This is a genomic window from Skermania sp. ID1734, from assembly GCF_007489285.1.
Taxonomy (GTDB): Bacteria; Actinomycetota; Actinomycetes; order Mycobacteriales; family Mycobacteriaceae; genus ID1734.
In genome coordinates, this window is record NZ_VLIY01000020.1 from 1 (window position 1) to 18,056 (window position 18,056).

15 protein-coding genes and 4 tRNA genes are annotated in these 18,056 nt (G+C 63.9%); 10 read left to right on the plus strand and 9 right to left on the minus strand.

The window, feature by feature from the left end; all coding sequences use genetic code 11:
- Positions 1-247, plus strand: a 247-nt coding sequence (locus FOS14_RS20910; protein WP_185981611.1) for a transposase, incomplete at its 5' end; no start/stop codon positions are given.
- A 1,053-nt stretch (positions 248-1,300) separates the two neighbouring features.
- Here the strand turns inward: FOS14_RS20910 and FOS14_RS20915 are convergent.
- Positions 1,301-1,372, minus strand: a tRNA-Val gene (locus FOS14_RS20915).
- A gap of 159 nt (positions 1,373-1,531) precedes the next feature.
- Here FOS14_RS20915 and FOS14_RS20920 point away from each other — a divergent pair.
- The 4 genes from FOS14_RS20920 to FOS14_RS24845 all read left to right on the plus strand — a co-directional run bounded on the left by FOS14_RS20920 (position 1,532) and on the right by FOS14_RS24845 (position 2,436).
- Positions 1,532-1,604 (plus strand) — tRNA-Gly (locus FOS14_RS20920).
- Between the two features lie 36 nt (positions 1,605-1,640).
- Positions 1,641-1,711, plus strand: a tRNA-Cys gene (locus FOS14_RS20925).
- Between the two features lies 1 nt (position 1,712).
- Positions 1,713-1,787 (plus strand) — tRNA-Val (locus FOS14_RS20930).
- A 511-nt stretch (positions 1,788-2,298) separates the two neighbouring features.
- A complete protein-coding gene (locus FOS14_RS24845) occupies positions 2,299-2,436 on the plus strand; it encodes a hypothetical protein (protein WP_185981875.1) in 138 nt (45 codons plus the stop codon).
- A 45-nt stretch (positions 2,437-2,481) separates the two neighbouring features.
- On the opposite strand, the gene FOS14_RS20935 is transcribed toward FOS14_RS24845, so the two are convergent.
- From FOS14_RS20935 to FOS14_RS20945, 3 genes are read right to left on the minus strand one after another with little or no spacing between them, the layout of a single operon-like run.
- On the minus strand, positions 2,482-4,191 hold the full coding sequence (locus FOS14_RS20935; protein ID WP_143772803.1) for a flavin reductase: 1,710 nt from the start codon (positions 4,189-4,191) through the stop codon (positions 2,482-2,484).
- Positions 4,192-4,202: 11 nt separating this feature from the next.
- Positions 4,203-5,447 (minus strand): styrene monooxygenase/indole monooxygenase family protein, encoded by a 1,245-nt coding sequence (locus FOS14_RS20940; protein WP_143772804.1) that lies wholly within the window; start codon positions 5,445-5,447, stop codon positions 4,203-4,205.
- A gap of 9 nt (positions 5,448-5,456) precedes the next feature.
- Positions 5,457-6,257, minus strand: coding sequence for an SDR family oxidoreductase (locus FOS14_RS20945; RefSeq protein WP_143772805.1), 801 nt, complete (start codon positions 6,255-6,257; stop codon positions 5,457-5,459).
- A 170-nt stretch (positions 6,258-6,427) separates the two neighbouring features.
- Between FOS14_RS20945 and FOS14_RS20950 the strand changes: the two genes are divergently transcribed.
- The 5 genes from FOS14_RS20950 (at position 6,428) to FOS14_RS20970 (ending at position 13,516) form a co-directional block, all read left to right on the plus strand.
- Positions 6,428-7,399: an AraC family transcriptional regulator gene (locus tag FOS14_RS20950; protein ID WP_255450498.1), complete on the plus strand. Its 972-nt coding sequence runs from the start codon at positions 6,428-6,430 to the stop codon at positions 7,397-7,399.
- 85 nt (positions 7,400-7,484) lie between these two features.
- Positions 7,485-9,020 carry an NAD(P)/FAD-dependent oxidoreductase gene (locus FOS14_RS20955; protein WP_143772807.1) on the plus strand — a complete coding sequence of 512 codons (1,536 nt, stop codon included), beginning with the start codon at positions 7,485-7,487 and terminating at the stop codon, positions 9,018-9,020.
- A 1-nt stretch (position 9,021) separates the two neighbouring features.
- Positions 9,022-9,789 carry a cyclase family protein gene (locus FOS14_RS20960; protein WP_143772808.1) on the plus strand — a complete coding sequence of 256 codons (768 nt, stop codon included), beginning with the start codon at positions 9,022-9,024 and terminating at the stop codon, positions 9,787-9,789.
- A gap of 4 nt (positions 9,790-9,793) precedes the next feature.
- Positions 9,794-11,929, plus strand: coding sequence for an indolepyruvate ferredoxin oxidoreductase subunit alpha (locus FOS14_RS20965; RefSeq protein WP_143772809.1), 2,136 nt, complete (start codon positions 9,794-9,796; stop codon positions 11,927-11,929).
- Positions 11,930-13,516 carry an indolepyruvate oxidoreductase subunit beta family protein gene (locus FOS14_RS20970; protein ID WP_143772810.1) on the plus strand — a complete coding sequence of 529 codons (1,587 nt, stop codon included), beginning with the start codon at positions 11,930-11,932 and terminating at the stop codon, positions 13,514-13,516.
- A gap of 323 nt (positions 13,517-13,839) precedes the next feature.
- Here FOS14_RS20970 and FOS14_RS20975 read toward each other — a convergent pair whose 3' ends face one another.
- The 5 genes from FOS14_RS20975 to FOS14_RS20995 all read right to left on the minus strand — a co-directional run bounded on the left by FOS14_RS20975 (position 13,840) and on the right by FOS14_RS20995 (position 17,980).
- The gene (locus FOS14_RS20975) at positions 13,840-14,238 is read right to left on the minus strand and encodes a hypothetical protein (RefSeq protein ID WP_143772811.1); all 399 of its coding nucleotides are present in this window, start codon (positions 14,236-14,238) and stop codon (positions 13,840-13,842) included.
- A gap of 426 nt (positions 14,239-14,664) precedes the next feature.
- Positions 14,665-15,072 (minus strand): cupin domain-containing protein, encoded by a 408-nt coding sequence (locus FOS14_RS20980; RefSeq protein ID WP_143772812.1) that lies wholly within the window; start codon positions 15,070-15,072, stop codon positions 14,665-14,667.
- Positions 15,073-15,145: 73 nt separating this feature from the next.
- Complete coding sequence (locus FOS14_RS20985) at positions 15,146-15,946, minus strand: Asp/Glu racemase (protein WP_304944903.1); 801 nt, start codon at positions 15,944-15,946, stop codon at positions 15,146-15,148.
- A complete protein-coding gene (locus FOS14_RS20990) occupies positions 15,943-16,842 on the minus strand; it encodes a fumarylacetoacetate hydrolase family protein (protein WP_143772813.1) in 900 nt (299 codons plus the stop codon). Before FOS14_RS20990 ends, FOS14_RS20985 begins: the two co-directional genes overlap by 4 nt.
- A 25-nt stretch (positions 16,843-16,867) precedes the next feature.
- A complete protein-coding gene (locus tag FOS14_RS20995; RefSeq protein WP_143772814.1) occupies positions 16,868-17,980 on the minus strand; it encodes a cupin domain-containing protein in 1,113 nt (370 codons plus the stop codon).
- Positions 17,981-18,056: the final 76 nt, after the last annotated feature.

The following is an 18,056-nucleotide window of genomic DNA, read 5'->3' on the forward strand; positions in this document are numbered from 1 at the left end:
CCCCACCGAGCGGCTCAACCGAGAGATCCGCCGCCGCACCGACGTCGTGGGCATCTTCCCCAACCGAGATGCCATCGTCCGCCTCATCGGCGCCGTCCTTGCCGAGCAGACCGACGAATGGGCCGAAGGACGCCGATACCTCGGACTCGAAGTCCTGGGCCGCTGCCGACTCACCCTGACCACCGACACCGACACCAGCTCGCAGACGGAGGTGACCACTGATGCACTGATGCAACTACCCGCCTGATCACCAACGAAGGATCACAATTCAGTTACACCACTTCTAGGGGCTTGACCGGCCACCGCTGCCGCTGCCGCGGACGCGAAGGCGGACGCCGCACTTGCGCGCGTCGACCGGTCGCGGATCGAGATCGAACGCGACTCCGCAATCCGCGCTCGCGATTATTGTCTGATCGAGTCGCCGACATCGAAGCTGTCACTCCGTGGCTCGTTGCCGAAATTCGATACGCGGCGTCAGCTGACATCGCCGGCGCGCAGGCAAGCAGCGGCAGAACAAGCGGCGAACGTCAAAACTCGTCGCGGAAGCTGCGTGTGCTGAATCTGAAAGGGCTAAAGCCGATCTCGATCGGGAATGCAGCGACTCAATCGCTCGGATGGCAGAACTCGAGTCGCGGCACACAGCGGCCCTTGCGGATCAGACGCGTATGGCAGTGACCGAATTCGATTGGCCGAGGCCGCGCTTGCTCCAGCGGATGCGGCACGCGGTGGCGGAGCGGGGCGTCGACCGACGTTCGAGCCGAACTCGCGCAGCTACGCAGAGACGTCGCGGAACAGCGAATTGCGCAGCCGAATCGGAGCGGCACACGGCGACCACGTCGTCGTTAGCTGAGTGCTGCTGGTGTTGCCCTAGAACTCTGTAAGGGTTCGTCGGCCCGCGCGGTCAGACGCTGGCAAGTTGCCGCCTTCAGCGCTTCCACCGCCGCCTCGTCATGACCAGAACCCAAGGGGTCGATCCGGCACGAACCTCGCCTTGTCGACCACGCGATCTGCACCGCGACCGAGGCAGTCTTCAGCTTCACAGTCCGCGACAGGCCGTCGCAGCACCCTACGAACCCGGATGCAGTGTCAGAATTCCGACCTGACGCCACACAAAACCGCAGGCCAGCGACGCAACAACGCGATCGGTGTCCAATTTAGGACCATGCTCAGCCGGCTCTTCGCCGCCGCCTTCCCGATCATCCGCGCCTACGGCGGATAACGGCGGATATTTCATCGCAGGTGCCCGGAATCAGTTCCAAAAGACCAGCCAAAATAGATGCTGGCCAGGGTCAATAGACTGTGGTCCCGGCTGGGATCGAACCAGCGACCTTCCGCGTGTGAAGCGGACGCTCTTCCACTGAGCCACGGGACCTGACTGTGCGAACCGAACGCTGGAGAACATTAACACGTGTATCCCCAACTGCCCCAATCGGCTACGTGGACGGCCACAACCTGCGGATTTGTGACAACTGATGTTCGTCGGCTAATGTTCACAGGCACCACGGCGGCAAGCCGCCGAGGGCAACGAATTGCGGATGTAGCGCAGCTGGTAGCGCATCACCTTGCCAAGGTGAGGGTCGCGGGTTCGAATCCCGTCATCCGCTCGAAATGAGACAGGGTTCGACCCTCGATTTTTTCGCGGTGGAGTGGCCGAGTGGTGAGGCAACGGCCTGCAAAGCCGTGCACACGGGTTCGATTCCCGTCTCCACCTCGCGCGATTAGCTCAGCGGGAGAGCGCTTCCCTGACACGGAAGAGGTCACTGGTTCAATCCCAGTATCGCGCACCATCATTTATGCAGGTCAGACAGTATATTTCTTGATCTTGACCGCTCTGCCCGCAACGCACGCGCAATAGCGACCCAAATGAGGCATAGTAATCCCGCCGTCTATCCGACTGGCCACGCCTTAAAAATGACTACGCGTCACGCAAGACAACGAGCAACAGTAGCCGGTGCGGACACGGCGCCTTCGCCCTGACCGCATTCGGACCCCGGCGGAACTGCGCGCCCGCATACCCAGCCTTGCCGCCGAAGCGCCAGCGTCCAATCCGGTCGCCCCACGAGCGCCGTGCGTCCAATCTTCCTCAATTATCTTGCGCGGACGCGCGACCAGACGTTGCACCAACGAGATCCGCCGCCTGCGCAAGAGGAAACACTGCTGATCTACCGCAAGCTCGGCTTCTTCGTGCGTCATCGCGTTACATCACAGCCTGGCGGGCAGTCGCCCCGACCGTCCCTTGACGCGAATTAGGTGATTCACACTTGCGACGCATAGTCGTTCCTGGGATGCCTCGAGCGCATGGAACTGCTCGCGATCCAACGCGTCGTCAAGGTCGACGGTAAGCCTGTGGACCTGCTCGAGGAGCCGGTCGCGTTCCTGAGTCAGTTCATCGATGCGCTCGACGAGGTGAGCAATGAGCCGGTGAACGGCTGTTAGTTGTATCAGCGCGGATGTCATGACTAATTGCCTCTGGGGTTGTTCCTAAGGGAATTCGGGGTGCCGGGACGCGAGTCGGTATGCGCCGGAATGGAACACCAGCGGCTCCCCACCGGGCGCGTCATAACTTTCGACCTCACCGAGGAAGATGACGTGGTCTCCTGCGTCGACGCGCTGCACTGTGCGGCATTGGAAGCGGGCGACGGCGTTGTCGATCAGTGGCACACCTCCGCAGCCCTCGCTGGTGGCGACCCCGGCGAACTTGTCTTCGGCGGGGGTGGAGAACTGCCGCGACAAATCGTGCTGGTCGGCGGCGAGGATGTTGACCGCAAAGTGCGTGGCGCTGATCAGGTCCGGCAGGCTCGGGGCCTTTTTTGCCGGGCACCACAGTACCAACGGTGGGTCCATCGACACCGATGTGAACGAGTTGGCGGTGACTCCGATCTTGCGGCCATCCGGAGCGCGACTGGTGACTACGGTGACGCCGGTCGCGTACTGGCCCAGCGCGCGGCGCAGATCGCGATTGTCGAACCGGCTGCTGGCGGCCTGCTCTTTGGCGGCGAGGAACCGCGTGGCTTCGGTCGCGTCGTACCACCAGTTGTGCGTGGTGCGCGGGTCGTTGAAGGCCTCCACGATCGCGGCGGCGACGCCGGGTATCTGCTGCGCGTGTTCGAACACCGACAGCACGTGCGGCTGAATCGGGCGCAGCAAAGTATTGGTCCAGGACACCGACCATTGGCCCCAGCCCCGCCAGAACTTGTCGAACGTCTGCTGCATCCACCGCGGATCGAAGAGCTGACTGTCTCGGCCCACGATCGCGTCGAAGTAGACGCCGGCCGCCTGCACCGCGTTGTTGGATCCTTGCCCGGTGACCGGGTCGTTGAGCACTACCGCATCGGCCATGCCGAGGACGGGCGCACCCGAGGGCAAGGTGGCGACGGGATGGCGGACGGTGGGTGTGAACCGGCCGCGGAGAATGCCCTTGTCGTCGGTCAGCTCGATGTCGGCGCAGCGGGCGAACTCGCGGGGAAAGTGTTCGGCCAGAATTTCTTTCGCGCGCTGCAGGTGCTGCTCGGGGCTACGCACGTCGTCCCAGCGATCCATCGGTCCGTGTGGAATGCCCTCGAACACCATGACGTGACACGGACCGCTGGTGGTCAGCGCAGGTAGCACGAAATACTCGCCGACACCCGGGGCGATGTTCAGCGACAGGTCCGCACCGTCCGGATGCGGTCCCAGGCCACGCACGTACGCGAGCGCCAGCGCGCGCTGTGGCCGGTCGAATGGTGACTTTTCCCGATCCGGCGCGAACAGCCGACCGAGATCGCCCTTGCCGGTGCTCACGATCACGAGGTCGTGGCTGTAGGCGAGTTCCTCGAGATCGGCGATCGACGCCGCCCGGATGACGAGTTTCCCACCCGCTGCAGCGAACTCGTCGATCCACGCGGCGCACTTCACGCGCTGGTCCACCGACTGGGCGTAGTGTTCGAGGTCGGCGGCGAAGCTCACCTGTGACCCGACGCTGACCGCGACTCGCTCGATCCGCGGGCAGGTTTTGGCCCACTGGTCGGCGTCGAGTTCGCGCTCTATGGTCAGCGCAGAATCGAACATGCACTGGCTCGACATCACCGGTCCCGACCGCACCTGATCGGCGGTGCGGTCGGTGACGAGCGTGACGTCGTAGTGTCGCCGCAGCAGGGCGCGTGCCAGCAGCGCACCCGACTGCCCTGCTCCAACAATGGCAATGCGGCGCATGGTCTTTCCTCTCACATGGCCGCGGCGAGCGCTGCTTCGCGGGTCGCGGCGAGATACTCGTTGGCGGAATCGGGGCTCATGAACCAGTGGAAGAAGTCGCGGGGATCGTCGAACCCGTTGACGAACCTCCGGGCGATCCGCGGATCGCCGTTCGCCGCGCCAAGCAGTTCGAGCACGTGCGGCGGGGGCGGCGCGAGCAGCGCGTTGGTCCACTGCGAAACGTATGTGGCGTAGTCCCAATACCGTTCGAAGGCCGACTGCATGAACGCCGCATCGAAGGGACGGTCGCCGTTGTCGAGAATGCTGGCCAGGTAGGAGGCCGCACACTTGCTGGCGTTGTTGGAACCCTGCCCGGTGATCGGGTCGTTGAGCACCACCACATCGGCGAGGCCCAACACCTGCGCGCCCGAGGGCAGCACGCCGACGGGATGCCGGACGGTGGGTGGGAAGCGGCCGGCCAGAATGCCGTTGTCGTCGGTGAGTTCCACGTGCTGGCACCGTTCGGCCTCCCACGGCAGGAACGTTTCCAGGATCCACTTCGACTTGGCGAGGTGTTGCTCGGGCGTGGTGACGTCGGCCCAGCAGTCCATCGGTCCGCCTGGAATGCCTTCCAACACCATGATTTCGCACGGGCCGGTGGTGGTGAGCGCGGGAAACACGAAATATTCGCCCACGCCGGGAATCATGTTGAAGGCCACCGCGGAATAGTCAGGGCGCGGAGTCATGCCGGTGACGTAGGTCAGCGCGAGTGCCCGTTGCGGACGGTCGTAGGTCGACCTGGTGGCGTCGCGGGTGAACATCTTCGCGATCTCGCCCTTACCGGCCGCGACGATGACCAGGTCCGATTGGGCTGCATAGCTTTCCAGGTCGTCGATGGTCGCGTCCTGGTAAACGATTGTGCCGCCGCGCCGTTCGAACTCTGCCATCCAGCGCGGCATCTTGACCCGCTGGTCCACCGACTGGGCGGGAACATCGAGGCGCGATGCCCAGGAAATGGCCTTGCCGCCGTCGGGACCCGGGACAGTGAACGAGATGCCTTGCACGGGCGGGCATTCGTCGTCCCAGAAATTCAGCCCGAGTGCCCGTTCGCGTGCGAGTGCGTTGCCGAACATGCACTGGCTGGACATCACCTTCCCGGCGCGCAGCTGGTCGGGGGTGCGGTTGGATACGACGGTGACGCGGTGGCCGGCGTCGAGCAGTCCAATGCCGAGTTGCAGACCGGCCTGGCCGGCACCGATGATCACGAATGAACGCATGAGAACTCCTTATTCGGCGAGTTTGGGGATGGCGGGAACGGCTTGCTCGGGGCCCATAGCGGAGTAGCCACCGTCGACGGCCCAGTCGGCGCCGGTGACGAAAGAGGAAGCGTCGCTGCACAAAAAGGACACAACTGCGCCCACTTCTTGCGGGTCACCGACTCGGCCCAGCAAATGGAAGTCTTTGGCGACGTCGTCGGTCTTGGCGCGGTCGGATCCAGTGAGTTCGTCCATGATTTTCGACCAGGTCCAGCCGGGGCTTACCGAGTTGACCCGGATCCGATATGGGGCGTAGTCCATGGCCATCGAACGCGTCAACTGCACTGTCGCTGCCTTGCTGGCCGGATACAACCACCGGCCGGTTTGGGCCGCCTTCGCGGAGATCGAACCGAAGTTGACGATTGCACCGCCGCCGCGGGCGGCCAGGTGTGGGCGTACCGCCTCGGCGAAGAGAGCCGCGCTGATGAGGTTGACGTCGAGTGCAGCGTGCCACTGAGCGCGCGTGGACGACTGGCCGTCGTCGACGTAAGAGCAGGCGAGGTTGACCAAGATGTCGATGGAGCCGTACCGGTCGAGTGTGGCCGTGACGCATTCGGCGATCGCGGCGTCGTCGGTGATGTCGGTGCGGACGAACGCGGCATGACCGGGATGGGCGTCGACGATTTCCTTGGCGCCGATCTCATCGATGTCGGCCACCACCACGTTCGCGCCGGCGGCACACAATTCGGTGACCACTCCGTGGCCGATCTTCGTCGATCCACCGGTGACGATGGCGGTCCGCCCGTTCAGCGGTTGACCTGGGGGTTTCATGTACTCGCTCTCCTGTTCCGGCCAGTGTCCTGTGATCTACGACACTATGAAGGCGTGCTCGATGCTGCTATCCGCGTTGCGCGTGCATTGTGCGGATAACGCGGTTGGAGTAATATCGCGTATCTGTGACGGCAATGTCAGCAGCGACATATGACCGGAGTGGAGGTTCGGTGGCTCTACCGCTCGCGAATTTCGAGGTAGTGCACTCGCACGACGTCGATCAGGCGCGTGCGATCGTCGGCACGGCGTTCTGTTCGCACAAGCTGATGCCGTCAGATGGCACCGCGCCGATCGACGTCCGGTTCCACGCCGCCCGAGCTGTCGGCGTCGGTCTGTACTACTTGGACTACGGCCACGACGTCCGCATCGTGCCCGACGATTTGTCCGACTGCTACCTCATCCAAATCCCGTTGTCCGGTAGCGCGCGGATACGCAGCCGAACGGCCGAAGTAGTTTCGAACGTGCAGGTGGCGTCGGTGCTCGAGCCGGACAACCGTTTCGAGATGGACTGGGCCCGCGGCAACAGGCAATTGATCGTGCGGATCGATCGCGAATCGATCGAACAACATCTGCATCGAACGCTCGGGCAACCCTTGGGCCGGCGGCTGCGTTTCGAACTCGGCATGGACCTTACCGATCCGCGCATCCGGTCCTGGCGGAGCTTGGTGGACCTGCTTTATCGTGAATTCGACAGCGGAGGCACGATTCCCGTCGAGCCGATCGCGATGAGAGAGATGCAGCGCCTGCTGATGAGTCAGTTGCTCCTGGCGCAACCCAACACTTACAGTGGCGCGTTCGCTGGCCCTGCGGAACGGACTGTGCCGCGGGTGATCCGCCGCGCCGCCGATTTGATCGAAGCCCACGCGGCCGAACCGCTGGCGGTCGAGGACATCGCCGAAGCCGTAGACATCAGCGTCCGTGCGTTGCAGGACGGGTTCCGGCGGGCGTTCGACACCACACCGATGAACTTTCTGCGGGAGGTTCGGCTGAAGAAAGTGCACGACGAGCTCGCCGCCGCCGGCCCCCGATCGGTCACTGTGACCGATGTAGCGATCCGCTGGGGGTTCCTACACGCGGGCAGATTCTCGGTGCAATATCGGGAGCGTTTCGGTGAGTCGCCGTCGCAGACGCTGCGGCGGTAATCGGATACCGCGCGCGTAACGCGGATAGTCTCGCGCGGAATGCCCGCTTAGTGTCGTCGATCACACCATCTAGTCAGGAGGGCCGGTGCACACCGAAGCGGACGCCGTGGTTGTCGGTTCCGGCATCAACGGCATGGTTGCGGCCGCCGAACTGGCCAAGGCTGGTTGGAAAGTCGCTCTGCTGGAGCGCAATCCGCAGATAGGTGGCTTTGTCGCCAGCGGTGAGCGGACGCTGCCGGGCTATGTCCACGACACGTACTCCTCCTGGCATCCGCTGTTCGTGTCCGGGCCTGCATACGCGGCACTCGGCGAGGATCTCGCCAGGCACGGCTTGCGCTACTGCAACACGGACGCAGCAGTCACCGCGAGTGTCGCCGACAGCGGTGCGGTCACGATCGCCTACCAAGACCCGGAAACCACTGCCGCCCAATTCTCGAAAAGAGAAGACGCACAGGCATACCTGGCCGCGTTGGAACGATTCGGCCGTAGCGCTAGCGTTATCGGCGCACTGATGGGCAGTGAGATCCGCAGCTTTGTGACGGCTCGTTCGCTCGTGCGTTTGCTTCGGCTCAATGGCCGTCGCGGCAGCGAGCAGTGGTTACGTGACCTGGCCTCATCCGGGCGGGCATTCTGTGCACGGGAGTTCGCTGGTTCCGAGGTAGATCACTTGTGGGCGCCGTGGCTGCTGCATGCCGGGCTGTCACCAGATCACGCCTCGGGTGGCTTCATGATCCCGATCCTCGCGGCCACCATGCACGGTTTCGGTCTGCCGGTCGTCGCCGGGGGAGCGGGCAATCTCGTCAACGCCTTCCGCGGACTGTTCGACGAGCTCGGGATTGAGGTCCACACCGGCACGGAGGTTGAACGGATCGTTGTCGAGCGCGGCCGTGCGGTGGCCGTCGAAGCGGGTGGTCAGCGGTTGCGCTGCCGGCGGGCCGTTGTGGCGTCAGTGACTCCGACGGCACTGTACGGCTCATTGCTGTCCGACTGCCCTGCCGAACTCCACAGCGAAGCCATGCGCTACCGATACGGGCGCGGCGAAATGCAGGTGCACGTCGCGCTGTCCGCGCCGCCACGATGGAACGACCCGCGGCTGAACGACGTTCCCCTGGTGCACATTTCCGACGGCTCGGCCAGCACCGCGATTGCCTGCGCCGAAGCTGAGGCTGGCCTGCTGCCGCGGCGGCCCACCGTCGTTGTGGGGCAACAATTTTTGCTTGACCCCTCGCGCGTTCCGGCCGGCGCCGGTGCGCTGTGGCTGCAACTACAGGAAGTGCCGTTCGCCCCACGCGACACGGGCGGCTGGACAACCGAGCTCGCGCAATCGCACGCCCAGCTCGCGATCGAGCGAGTGGCGGCCCATGCCGAGATCGACGTCCTTGCGGTGGATGTTATTTCACCATCCGACCTCGCTTCCTACAACGTCAACGCCGTGGCCGGCGACCCCTACGGCGGCAGCTCCGAACTGGACCAGAGCTTTTTGTGGCGGCCCTTGCCGTCAGCCGGTCGGCATCGCACCCACGTCAAGGGGCTCTGGCACATCGGCGCATCCACTCATCCCGGCGCCGGATTAGGTGCCGGTTCTGGCCACCTTGTTGCAAGCACACTCGTAAGGAGTTGACATGTCGGTACTCGCAGAACTGTTAGGCGCCATCAACGGTGGGCGCGTCGACCTTGTGGATCTGACTGCGCCGCTAACCGATAAGACGCCAGTGCTGGCACTGCCCGAGCCATTCAAGAACACACTGCCGTTCCAACTCGAGCTGATCAGCCGTTATGACGCGGATGGTCCAGCCTGGTACTGGAACAACATTCACACCGGCGAGCACACCGGCACCCATCTCGACGCACCCATTCACTGGGTAACCGGCCGCGATGGGCTCGACGTCTCCCAAGTCCCGCTGAGTTCGCTGATCGCCCCGGCGGTTGTTCTCGACGCCACCGCGCGTGTTCGCGAAAATCCAGATTTCCTCTTGGAGCGGAACGACATCCAGGAATGGCAGCGGGTGAACGGTCCATTGCCGGACGGCGGCTGGCTGCTCTACCGCACCGGCTGGGACGAACGCTCCGACAACAGCGCCGACTTCCTCAATTCGGGCCACACCCCAGGTATTTCCGCTGAGTGCGCGCGCTGGCTGGCGGAGGAGACCGCGATCGTCGGCCTGGGCGTGGAGACCGTCGGTACCGACGCCGGCCAAGCGCCGAATCTCGACCCGGCGTTCCCGTGCCACCACCGGCTGCTGGGCGCCGGAAAACTCGGTTTGACCCAACTACGCAACCTTGATCGCCTGCCCGCCACCGGAATCGCGCTTGCAGTGCTGCCGCTGCCGATCGTCGGCGGATCGGGCAGTCCCGCACGGGTCGTGGCCCTGATCGACGCGGAGGGGTAGCGGGATGGCGGAGCGTTCTTTCGTCAACGAGGTCGCGCAGCTGCGCCACGGTGCTGGCACGACGCTGCATGTCGAGGGCATCCTCGCGGTCACCAAAGCGCTGTTGCAGTCCGGAGTTGCTTACGTGGGCGGCTATCAGGGCGCGCCGATTTCGCATCTGATGGATGTGCTCGGCGACGCCCACGACATCCTCGATGAACTCGGCGTGTATTTTGAAAACAGTGCCTCGGAGGCGACGGCCGCGGCGATGCTCGCCGCGTCGGTGCACTACCCGCTGCGCGGCGCGGTGACCTTCAAATCCACCGTTGGGCTCAATGTCGCTTCCGACGCCCTGGCGAACTTGGCGAGCGGGGGAGTGACCGGCGGGGCGCTCGTCATTCTCGGTGAGGACTACGGCGAGGGCTCGAGCATCATGCAGGAACGCTCGCACGCGTTCGCAATGAAATCCCAGATGTGGCTGCTGGATCCGCGCCCGAACGTCGCCGCGATCGTCGACGCTGTCGAAACCGGTTTCGAACTGTCCGAGGCAAGCAACACACCGGTGCTGCTCGACTTGCGGCTGCGGTCCTGCCATCTGCACGGCAGCTTCGTCGCCAAGGACAACCGGCGCCCACCGATGACCATCAAAGACGCCATCGAAAACCCGCGCCGCGACGTGGACCGGATTGTGCTGCCGCCGGCGAGCTTTCTGCACGAGAAGGAGAAGATCCAGCAGCGCTGGCCCGCCGCGATCGAATTCATCAAGCAACGCAAGTTGAACGAGGTGTTCGGCGCAGACCGTGCCGATGTCGGCATCATCGTCCAGGGCGGCTTGTACAACACACTCAATCGCAGCCTGGAACTGCTCGGTTGCTCGGATGCGTTCGGCGACAGCCGCATCCCGCTGTACGTGATGAACGTCGCCTATCCGGTGGTGGACGACGAGATCGTCGACTTCTGCGTCGGCAAACGCGCCGTGCTGCTGGTGGAGGAGGGCCAACCCGACTACATCGAGCAGAATCTGAACGCGATCCTGCGCCGTGGCGAGGTCCCGACGGCATTGCACGGCAAGGACATGCTTCCGGTCGGCGGCGAATACACCTCTGCGGCAGTGACCCGCGGCGTGCATGCGTTCCTGAGCCGCTACCTCCCCGATGCAATCGAGCACGACCCTGATGTGCTCCACGACCGCAAACCCGTTGCGCTGCCGGTGCGTCCTCGCCCGCCGGGTCTGTGCACGGGCTGTCCGGAACGGCCGATATTCAGCGGTCTCAAGCTTGCTGAGCGCGAGACTGGCAAGCACCATGTCAGCGCGGATATCGGTTGCCACTTGTTCGCGGTCAACGCGCCGTTCGACCTGGGTGCCACCACGATGGGTTATGGCCTTGGCTCGGCTGGTGCTGCGGCGCTGAATTCCAAAGACGCCGACCGGCGCACGGTAGCGGTGATGGGGGATGGCGGGTTCTGGCACAACGGTCTGACCAGCGGTGTCGGCAACGCAGTGTTCAACAAGAACGACCAATTGCTCGTGGTCGTCGACAACGCCTATGCGGCGGCCACAGGTGGACAGGATGTGCTTTCCTCGCAAGCACAGCTGCCCACGCGCTCGACTCAGCATCCCATTGAGAAGGCCTCTCGGGGCGTCGGTGTGGAGTGGGCCAAAACCATCACCAACACCTACGACGTGGCAACCGTGCGCGACACCTTCGTCGAGGCGCTCACCACCGACGAGCCGGGTCCCAAAGTGCTGGTGATGCAAAGTGAATGCCAGCTCAACCGGCAGCGGCGGGAGAAGCCGGAACGTGCAAAGAAGCTCGCTCAAGGCAAACGCGTGGTCCGAGAAAGATTCGGCGTCGATCCGGAGACTTGCACCGGCGATCACGCGTGCATCCGGATCTCCGGTTGCCCGTCGCTGACGATCACCGACAATCCCGATCCGCTGCGCACCGATCCAATCGCTACCGTCCTGGACAGTTGTGTCGGGTGCGGGGTGTGCGGCGCGAACGCGCATGCGGCGGTGCTGTGCCCGTCGTTCTATCGGACCGACGTCATCGACAATCCGAACCGCCGCGACCGCCTGTTGCTGGCGATTCGCAGCTGGTGGATAAAAATCTCTTCGCGCGGCCTCGAGCGCCGCGCCGCACAATTCGAGGTTGCCTGAATGTCTACCTGGTATAGCGGTCAACGCCCGATCACTTTGGCCATCCTCGCGCTCGGCGGCGAGGGCGGCGGCGTACTTGCGGATTGGATTGTCGCCGTTGCCGAACGAGCCGGGCACTACGCACAGAACACCTCTGTCGCGGGCGTGGCCCAGCGCACCGGCGCCACGGTCTACTACGTCGAGATCTATCCACCCAGCGAGGTTCCGGCCTCTGCTCCGCGCACCGAGCCCGTGCTCAGCGTCTTCCCGACCCCGGGTGAGGTTGATGTGCTGATTGCGTCGGAGTTGATGGAATGCGGACGGGCAGTGCAGCGCGGTTTTGTGACGCGCGAGCGCACCACGGTGATCACCTCGACGAACCGGGTTTACTCGATCGACGAGAAGATGGCGCTCGGCGACGGTCGGGTGGACAGCGCCGAATTGCTCACGGCGGCCCAGACGGCCGGCAAACGCGTGATCGCAGCGAACTTCATGGAGATGGCCGAACGCCACCGCAGCGTCATCAGCGCGGCCCTGTTCGGCGCGCTCGCCGGTTCGGGCGCGCTGCCGTTCACCAGAGAGCAATTCGAGCAACCGATCCGTGGATTCGGCAAAGGGGTCGAATCGTCCTTGGCGGCGTTCGCCGACGGTTTCGATGCGGCCGCGAGTCCGGCGAAACCGCTGCGCCGGTCGCAGCCGATCCCGCTGACGCTCGGACCGCGCCCGGTTTCGGCGGAGGAACGCAAGGCCGCCGAGGAGAAGCGTCGCAACGAAATCGCGCTGACCGAGCCCGCGGCGTTGGTGGGACCCAAGCTGCAACCTCTCGCTACTCGTGTGCTCGACCTTCCGGCTCCGGCGCGGTCGATGATTCTGCACGGCCTCGTGCGCACGGGTGTTTATCAGAGTTTTGGTTACGCCGAGCGATACCTGGAGCGGGTGGCGCGTTTTGCCGCGTTGGATCAATCCTCGGACGCACGATTGACGACAGAAGCGGCGCGGCACATCGCATTGTGGATGTGCTACCAGGACACCATTCATGTTGCGCTGCAAAAGACCCGGCAGAAACGTATGGAGCGTATCCGCGAGGAGGCGCGTGCCGATGCACATCAGCTGGTGCAGGTGCGGGAGTATCTGCACCCGCAGATAGACGAGATCACCGACACTATGCCGTCGCGACTTGGCGCGCGGATGGCACGGTCGAATCTGTTTCGGCGGTTCGTCAATAAGGTCACGCATAAGGGCATGATCCTCAACACCAGCTCGGTGACCGGTTACACGATGCTGAGCACGATGGCCCGGATGCGGCCATTGCGTCCACGCTCGCTGCGGTTCGTTCGCGAGCAGGCCGCCATCGAGGAATGGCTCGGGTTGGCGCTTCGGGCGGCCGAAACCGATCCGGAGCTGGCCCGCGAAATCGTAGAGTGCCAACGTGTTTTGAAGGGTTACGGCGCAACGTATGCGCACGGCAACGACAGCTTCGAGAAGCTGATGACCGCCGCGACCGACCTTGTCGGCACACCCGACGCTGCCGAACGCCTGGCCGATCTTCGCGTGGCAGCGCTTGCGGACGAAGACGGCGCGCGACTGCGCGCGAAGCTGGCGGCATAGCAAGATTGCGATCGCTTGCCCGCCCCGTTACGTCTGTTGTGGGCGCGCACGGGATTCGCCGTGGGCCGATGATTTCGGTGGGATGAACCAGTGGTGGCCGTTTGTCGCTGAGGAACACCTGCCAGGTGCCGTGGTGGATCATGTCGGCGGGGCCTCAGAGGAGAACTGCATTGGCCAGCGACCTTGTCGCCGCATTCGGACCAGTGTCGGATGTGGTTAGCGTCGGTACAGTGTGGTGGGCGCCCCCGTCTACCGCGTGTCATTCACGCTCCGCCTCGACGAACGTGGCGGTGCCGGCTAGGTCCTTGCCTCGGCGACCGCCGTTAGCTGGCCCCGGCACATTCCAGCCCACTGCCGCTGCGACCACCCAGCTGCGTGTCCAGGACGTCGGTAAGCGCGTCGGCGCGGCGCTGCGAAGTGCAGTGTGAGTCGGGTTCGTCGTCCTGGTCCGCGCGCGGCGAGGCTAGCGGTTCCAGGACAGAATGCAGTTTTTCGAAGGTGACCCGGTCCCGGTCACCGCGGAGTTCGCCACGCCCGCACAGGCGGTACCGTAATGGGGCCGGTTCATCTTGAGATCCTTCGTCCGCGGACTGTTTCCGCTGGGTAGCCGCCAACACCAGATCGCGGGCGTTCTTCCGCACCGCCACCGGGGTCGCCGTCGACGCCACCCGCACCAGCAGTTGTCCGGCCACAACCAGCTCTGAACTGCCGCGGCCAACCATGACTGGCAACCTTGTGCAGCGAGCGGGCCACCGCCACCTGTCTTTTGGCTGCGGCGGAATCCGCGGGACCGGATTCGACTGCCACGCCGCCGTCGGCGTCGCTCCTAGCTCGGCTGCAACGCCACGCGTTTCATTGTCAGTGAGCAGCTGCGCCTTCACTCCGGCCAGCACGTTCTCGTCCCTCGGTGACCTCGGCCCACGCAACCAGCCTCTGATCGCACAGCTCATCGGCTGCCAAGCCAATAGCGACCACTGCCGAAGCTGTTGGGGGTCGATGTGTCATGCGCAGGACTATTCGCTTCCCGCGCGCACCTGCGCTGTCGCGCGCGAACTTGCGCGCTGCCCCTCGCTTCCACGCGAAAGGGCTTTTGGCCTTCATCGGATTGAGGCCGAGAAGCCCTATTCGCTACGCGGCGGGCTCAACGGTCAAGCTGCGTGTGCTTGAAACCCCTCAAGCATGTTTACATCCATCATGAAGGCCGTACTACCGTCGTCATTGAGGAACGCGACAGGCCCCGAGCTCCGCATGATCAGCAGCATTTCCTCCTGCTGAACAAGCTCGTCGTGGACCGCGTTCGGCGGCTCGATTACGTAGTCGCCGGTACGGAATTCACCGGTCTGCGGGTGGTTCCCGGCGCCGGCGAGTATATAGATTTCGGCCTGTGCGAGATGCTGATGCCGCGGAAGCACCGAGCCTTTTTCACCTCTGATCATGATTGTCCATGAACCGGTGTCGGCATCGAGATACACGACGCGCATATGTACGCCGGGCGCCAGCGGTTTGAAGGGAATCTTCTCGGTCGCGATCGTATGTCCGCTTTCTGCAAATGCCATGTCAACTCCTGGTGACTGAATCGATTGGTGCAGGGCCCCAATAGAAAATGTTATCTTGAGCTAGTGACGAGCGTCAAGAATGCAAGATATGTGAATCGATGCTGCGGTACGGCGTATCCGCGTACCTACCCGACAACAGCGTCCCTGCACCCGGTGCAACCGCCGGCAAATCCAGCGCGCGCATCAATTGATGGGCGGTGGATACCGCCGCAGAGATCACCGGCTTGCCGAGAGTGTCCTCGACGATCTCGATGGACTGTAGCGACGGCATCTGCACGCACGCGGACAGCACCACCACATCTGCCTCCGAATGATCCAGCCCCTTGGCGATGCCTACCAGGTTGCGCGGATCATGCGCGGCCACATCGAGATTGTTCGGTATCTCGAGTGCTGTGTAGTCGCCCACCTCGAAGCCCTGATCCTCGATGTAATCGACCACGAGCTTGGTCAGCGGCCGCATGTAGGGCGCAATCAAGGCAATCTTCTTGGCGCCCAATACCTCCAGTGCCGCGACCAGTGCACCAGCACTCGTCACCACTGGGGCGGGCGCGCCGTTGTCGGCGGTGACCGCCGAAAGCTTCGCCTCTGACGCACAGTGGTACCCGTGGCCCATGCTCATGATCGCAACGAGGCACGCATACCCGAGAACATCGACGCGAGCGTCGGAAAGCTCAGCGGCGCAACGGGTCGAGTCGGCGTCCATCGCCTCGAGCTGCTCCTTGGTCACTTCCTGCATCCGCATTCGGCTGGAGTGAAAGGTGAAGCGTTCCGGCGCTACGGTTTCCCGGGCCCGAAACAGCGCGGGAATCTCGGTTTCCATGGTGACGTTCGAGCTCGGCACGATCTGGCCGATGCGGTAGCTTGACTTCGTCATCGGCCGATCTCCGAAACGTCGATCACCGGGTTACTCAGCGTGCCAATGGATTCGACAGTGCACTCGACCACGTCGCCGGGCTGCAGGAACTGTTGCGGGGTGAAGCTGGCACCGACGCCGGCGGGGGAGCCGGTGGCAATGACATCTCCGGGCTCCAGTGTCATGCCCGAGCTGATGTCGGCGATGAGCTCAGGAATCTTGAACAACATGTAGCGGCTGTTGGATTTCTGTTTCACCTCGCCGTTGACGCGCAGCGAAACATCGAGGTTGTGTGGATCGGTCAGGTCGTCGGCGGTGCGCACGGCTGGGCCAAAAGGCGCGTAGGAGTCTTGTCCCTTGGAGAAGAACCACTGCCCGCTGCGGCGCTGATCGCGGGCGCTGATGTCGTTGACGATGCTGTAGCCGAACACATGATCCATTGCGTTCTCGGGCGAGACCCGCTTGGCGGTGCGGCCGATCACCACGGCCACCTCGCACTCCCAGTCGAGTTGACTGGTGAGGTTTCGGTTGTGCTCGATCGGCTCACCCGGGCCAACCACCGCCGTGCCGGGTTTGCTGAAAAGCACTGGGCGCTGCGGCAACTCCTTGTCGGTGTCGAGCGCACGCGCGGACTCGGCAACGTGTTCGGTGTAGTTGAGTCCGACGCCGATGATCTTGCCCGGGCGAAACGGTGCGTGCAGTGCCGCGTCGGCGACTGGCAGCGAGAACTGCTCGACCGCAGCAAGATCGAGTAATCCGCGCAACGCCGATGACCCGGTCGAGATGAGCCCGAGCATGTCGGCGGGAACGTGCACCCCTGTATGGGCAGCGAGTGCGGCGACGTCGATGATCGACTCGTCTGTTTGTATGCCGAGGCGGCGCGGGCCGCCGTCGGTTGAAAAAGTAACCAGCAGCATTGTTTTTCCTCGAGTTGATGGGGGTTCAGTTGACCGGCTGGTGGCCGTCGTTTTCCGGGTAGGCCTCTTCCCGCCAGAAGGTGAGCGAGCGCATGACCGGGAAGTCGTTGAAGGAGAACAGGCACGCGTCTTCGGTGGCGCTGAGGTTGGCGTGTTCGTGCCAGGCCCACGACGGGACGCAGAAGATGTCGCCCTGCTCCCAGTCGAAGCGTTGGCCGGCGATCACCGAGTACCCGCTGCCTTTGGCGACGTTGTAGATGACCGAGCCGGTGTGCCGATGCGCTTGTGTTGCCTGGCCTGGCTGCAGCAGCTGCATGTGTGCGCTCATGGTGGGCATGACCGAACCGCCGGTCTGCGGGTTGGCGTATTCGAGAATGATGCCGTCGTAGGGCGATCCGGCGCTGGCCTTGGCGGCGTTGCGCAAGGCCGTGTAGGTCTGCTCCCACGGATAGGCGAACAGCGGCGAATACGGTTTGGTCCAGCCGTCTTCGAAGCCCCAGGGCCGCAGTTGGCCGGCGCCGTGGGTGAGCAGCGAGGAGTTGATCACCGTGCCCTGGCTCTGATACAGGTTTGGATGCACCTCGTAGAACCCGGCGTCCAGCGCGTTGACGAGGGGGATGTCCAGGCCGTCCTGCCAGATCACCGGACCGTCGGTGCCTTCATTGCCGTGCTCGTGCCAGGCGTGGTTGGGGGTTATGGCGAAGTCGCGCGGTCCGACACGTAGCTTCTGTCCGTCGACGACAGTCCAGGCGCCCTGGCCTTCGACGACGAAGCGTAGGGCCGCGGCCATGTGCCGGTGTGCCGTCATTGCCTCGCCGGGAGCCATCACCTGCAAGCCGGTGTAGAGCAGGCCGACCGCCGCGGAGATGTCTTTACGTTGCGGGTTCACGAGCGCCACTACTCGTCGTCCGGCGTCGTCGGCTTTCACCAGGTCCAAGGATTCCAAGACCAGGGGCCGCAGATCGCGGTACCGCCACCTCACGGGCACGGAAACGGGTTGCGGAAACCAGGGTTCGATTTTGTTGGCCACCGTCCACAGCGCAACGGTCTCGTGCTTGCCGAGTTCGGTGTAAAAGGCCTCGAGTTGCTCGGTGTCGGTGACCCGCGCTCGCCCGAGTACGTCATCGCTGAGTGTCATCGCTCGTCCCTCCTGGTTTTTCCGACGCAATGCCAATGTACCGCAGTATTGACGAGCGTCACAATAGCGCTATATC

Excerpts from the sequence above, each read along its gene's own strand:
- FOS14_RS24845 (WP_185981875.1), top strand. The coding sequence starts at position 2,299 with ATGGAACTGCTCGCGATCCAACGCGTCGTCAAGGTCGACGGTAAGCCT.
- FOS14_RS20935 (WP_143772803.1), bottom strand. The coding sequence starts at position 4,191 with ATGCGCCGCATTGCCATTGTTGGAGCAGGGCAGTCGGGTGCGCTGCTG.
- FOS14_RS20940 (WP_143772804.1), bottom strand. The coding sequence starts at position 5,447 with ATGCGTTCATTCGTGATCATCGGTGCCGGCCAGGCCGGTCTGCAACTC.
- FOS14_RS20945 (WP_143772805.1), bottom strand. The coding sequence starts at position 6,257 with ATGAAACCCCCAGGTCAACCGCTGAACGGGCGGACCGCCATCGTCACC.
- FOS14_RS20960 (WP_143772808.1), top strand. The coding sequence starts at position 9,022 with ATGTCGGTACTCGCAGAACTGTTAGGCGCCATCAACGGTGGGCGCGTC.
- FOS14_RS20965 (WP_143772809.1), top strand. The coding sequence starts at position 9,794 with ATGGCGGAGCGTTCTTTCGTCAACGAGGTCGCGCAGCTGCGCCACGGT.
- FOS14_RS20970 (WP_143772810.1), top strand. The coding sequence starts at position 11,930 with ATGTCTACCTGGTATAGCGGTCAACGCCCGATCACTTTGGCCATCCTC.
- FOS14_RS20975 (WP_143772811.1), bottom strand. The coding sequence starts at position 14,238 with ATGGTTGGCCGCGGCAGTTCAGAGCTGGTTGTGGCCGGACAACTGCTG.
- FOS14_RS20980 (WP_143772812.1), bottom strand. The coding sequence starts at position 15,072 with ATGGCATTTGCAGAAAGCGGACATACGATCGCGACCGAGAAGATTCCC.
- FOS14_RS20985 (WP_304944903.1), bottom strand. The coding sequence starts at position 15,946 with ATGACGAAGTCAAGCTACCGCATCGGCCAGATCGTGCCGAGCTCGAAC.
- FOS14_RS20990 (WP_143772813.1), bottom strand. The coding sequence starts at position 16,842 with ATGCTGCTGGTTACTTTTTCAACCGACGGCGGCCCGCGCCGCCTCGGC.
- FOS14_RS20995 (WP_143772814.1), bottom strand. The coding sequence starts at position 17,980 with ATGACACTCAGCGATGACGTACTCGGGCGAGCGCGGGTCACCGACACC.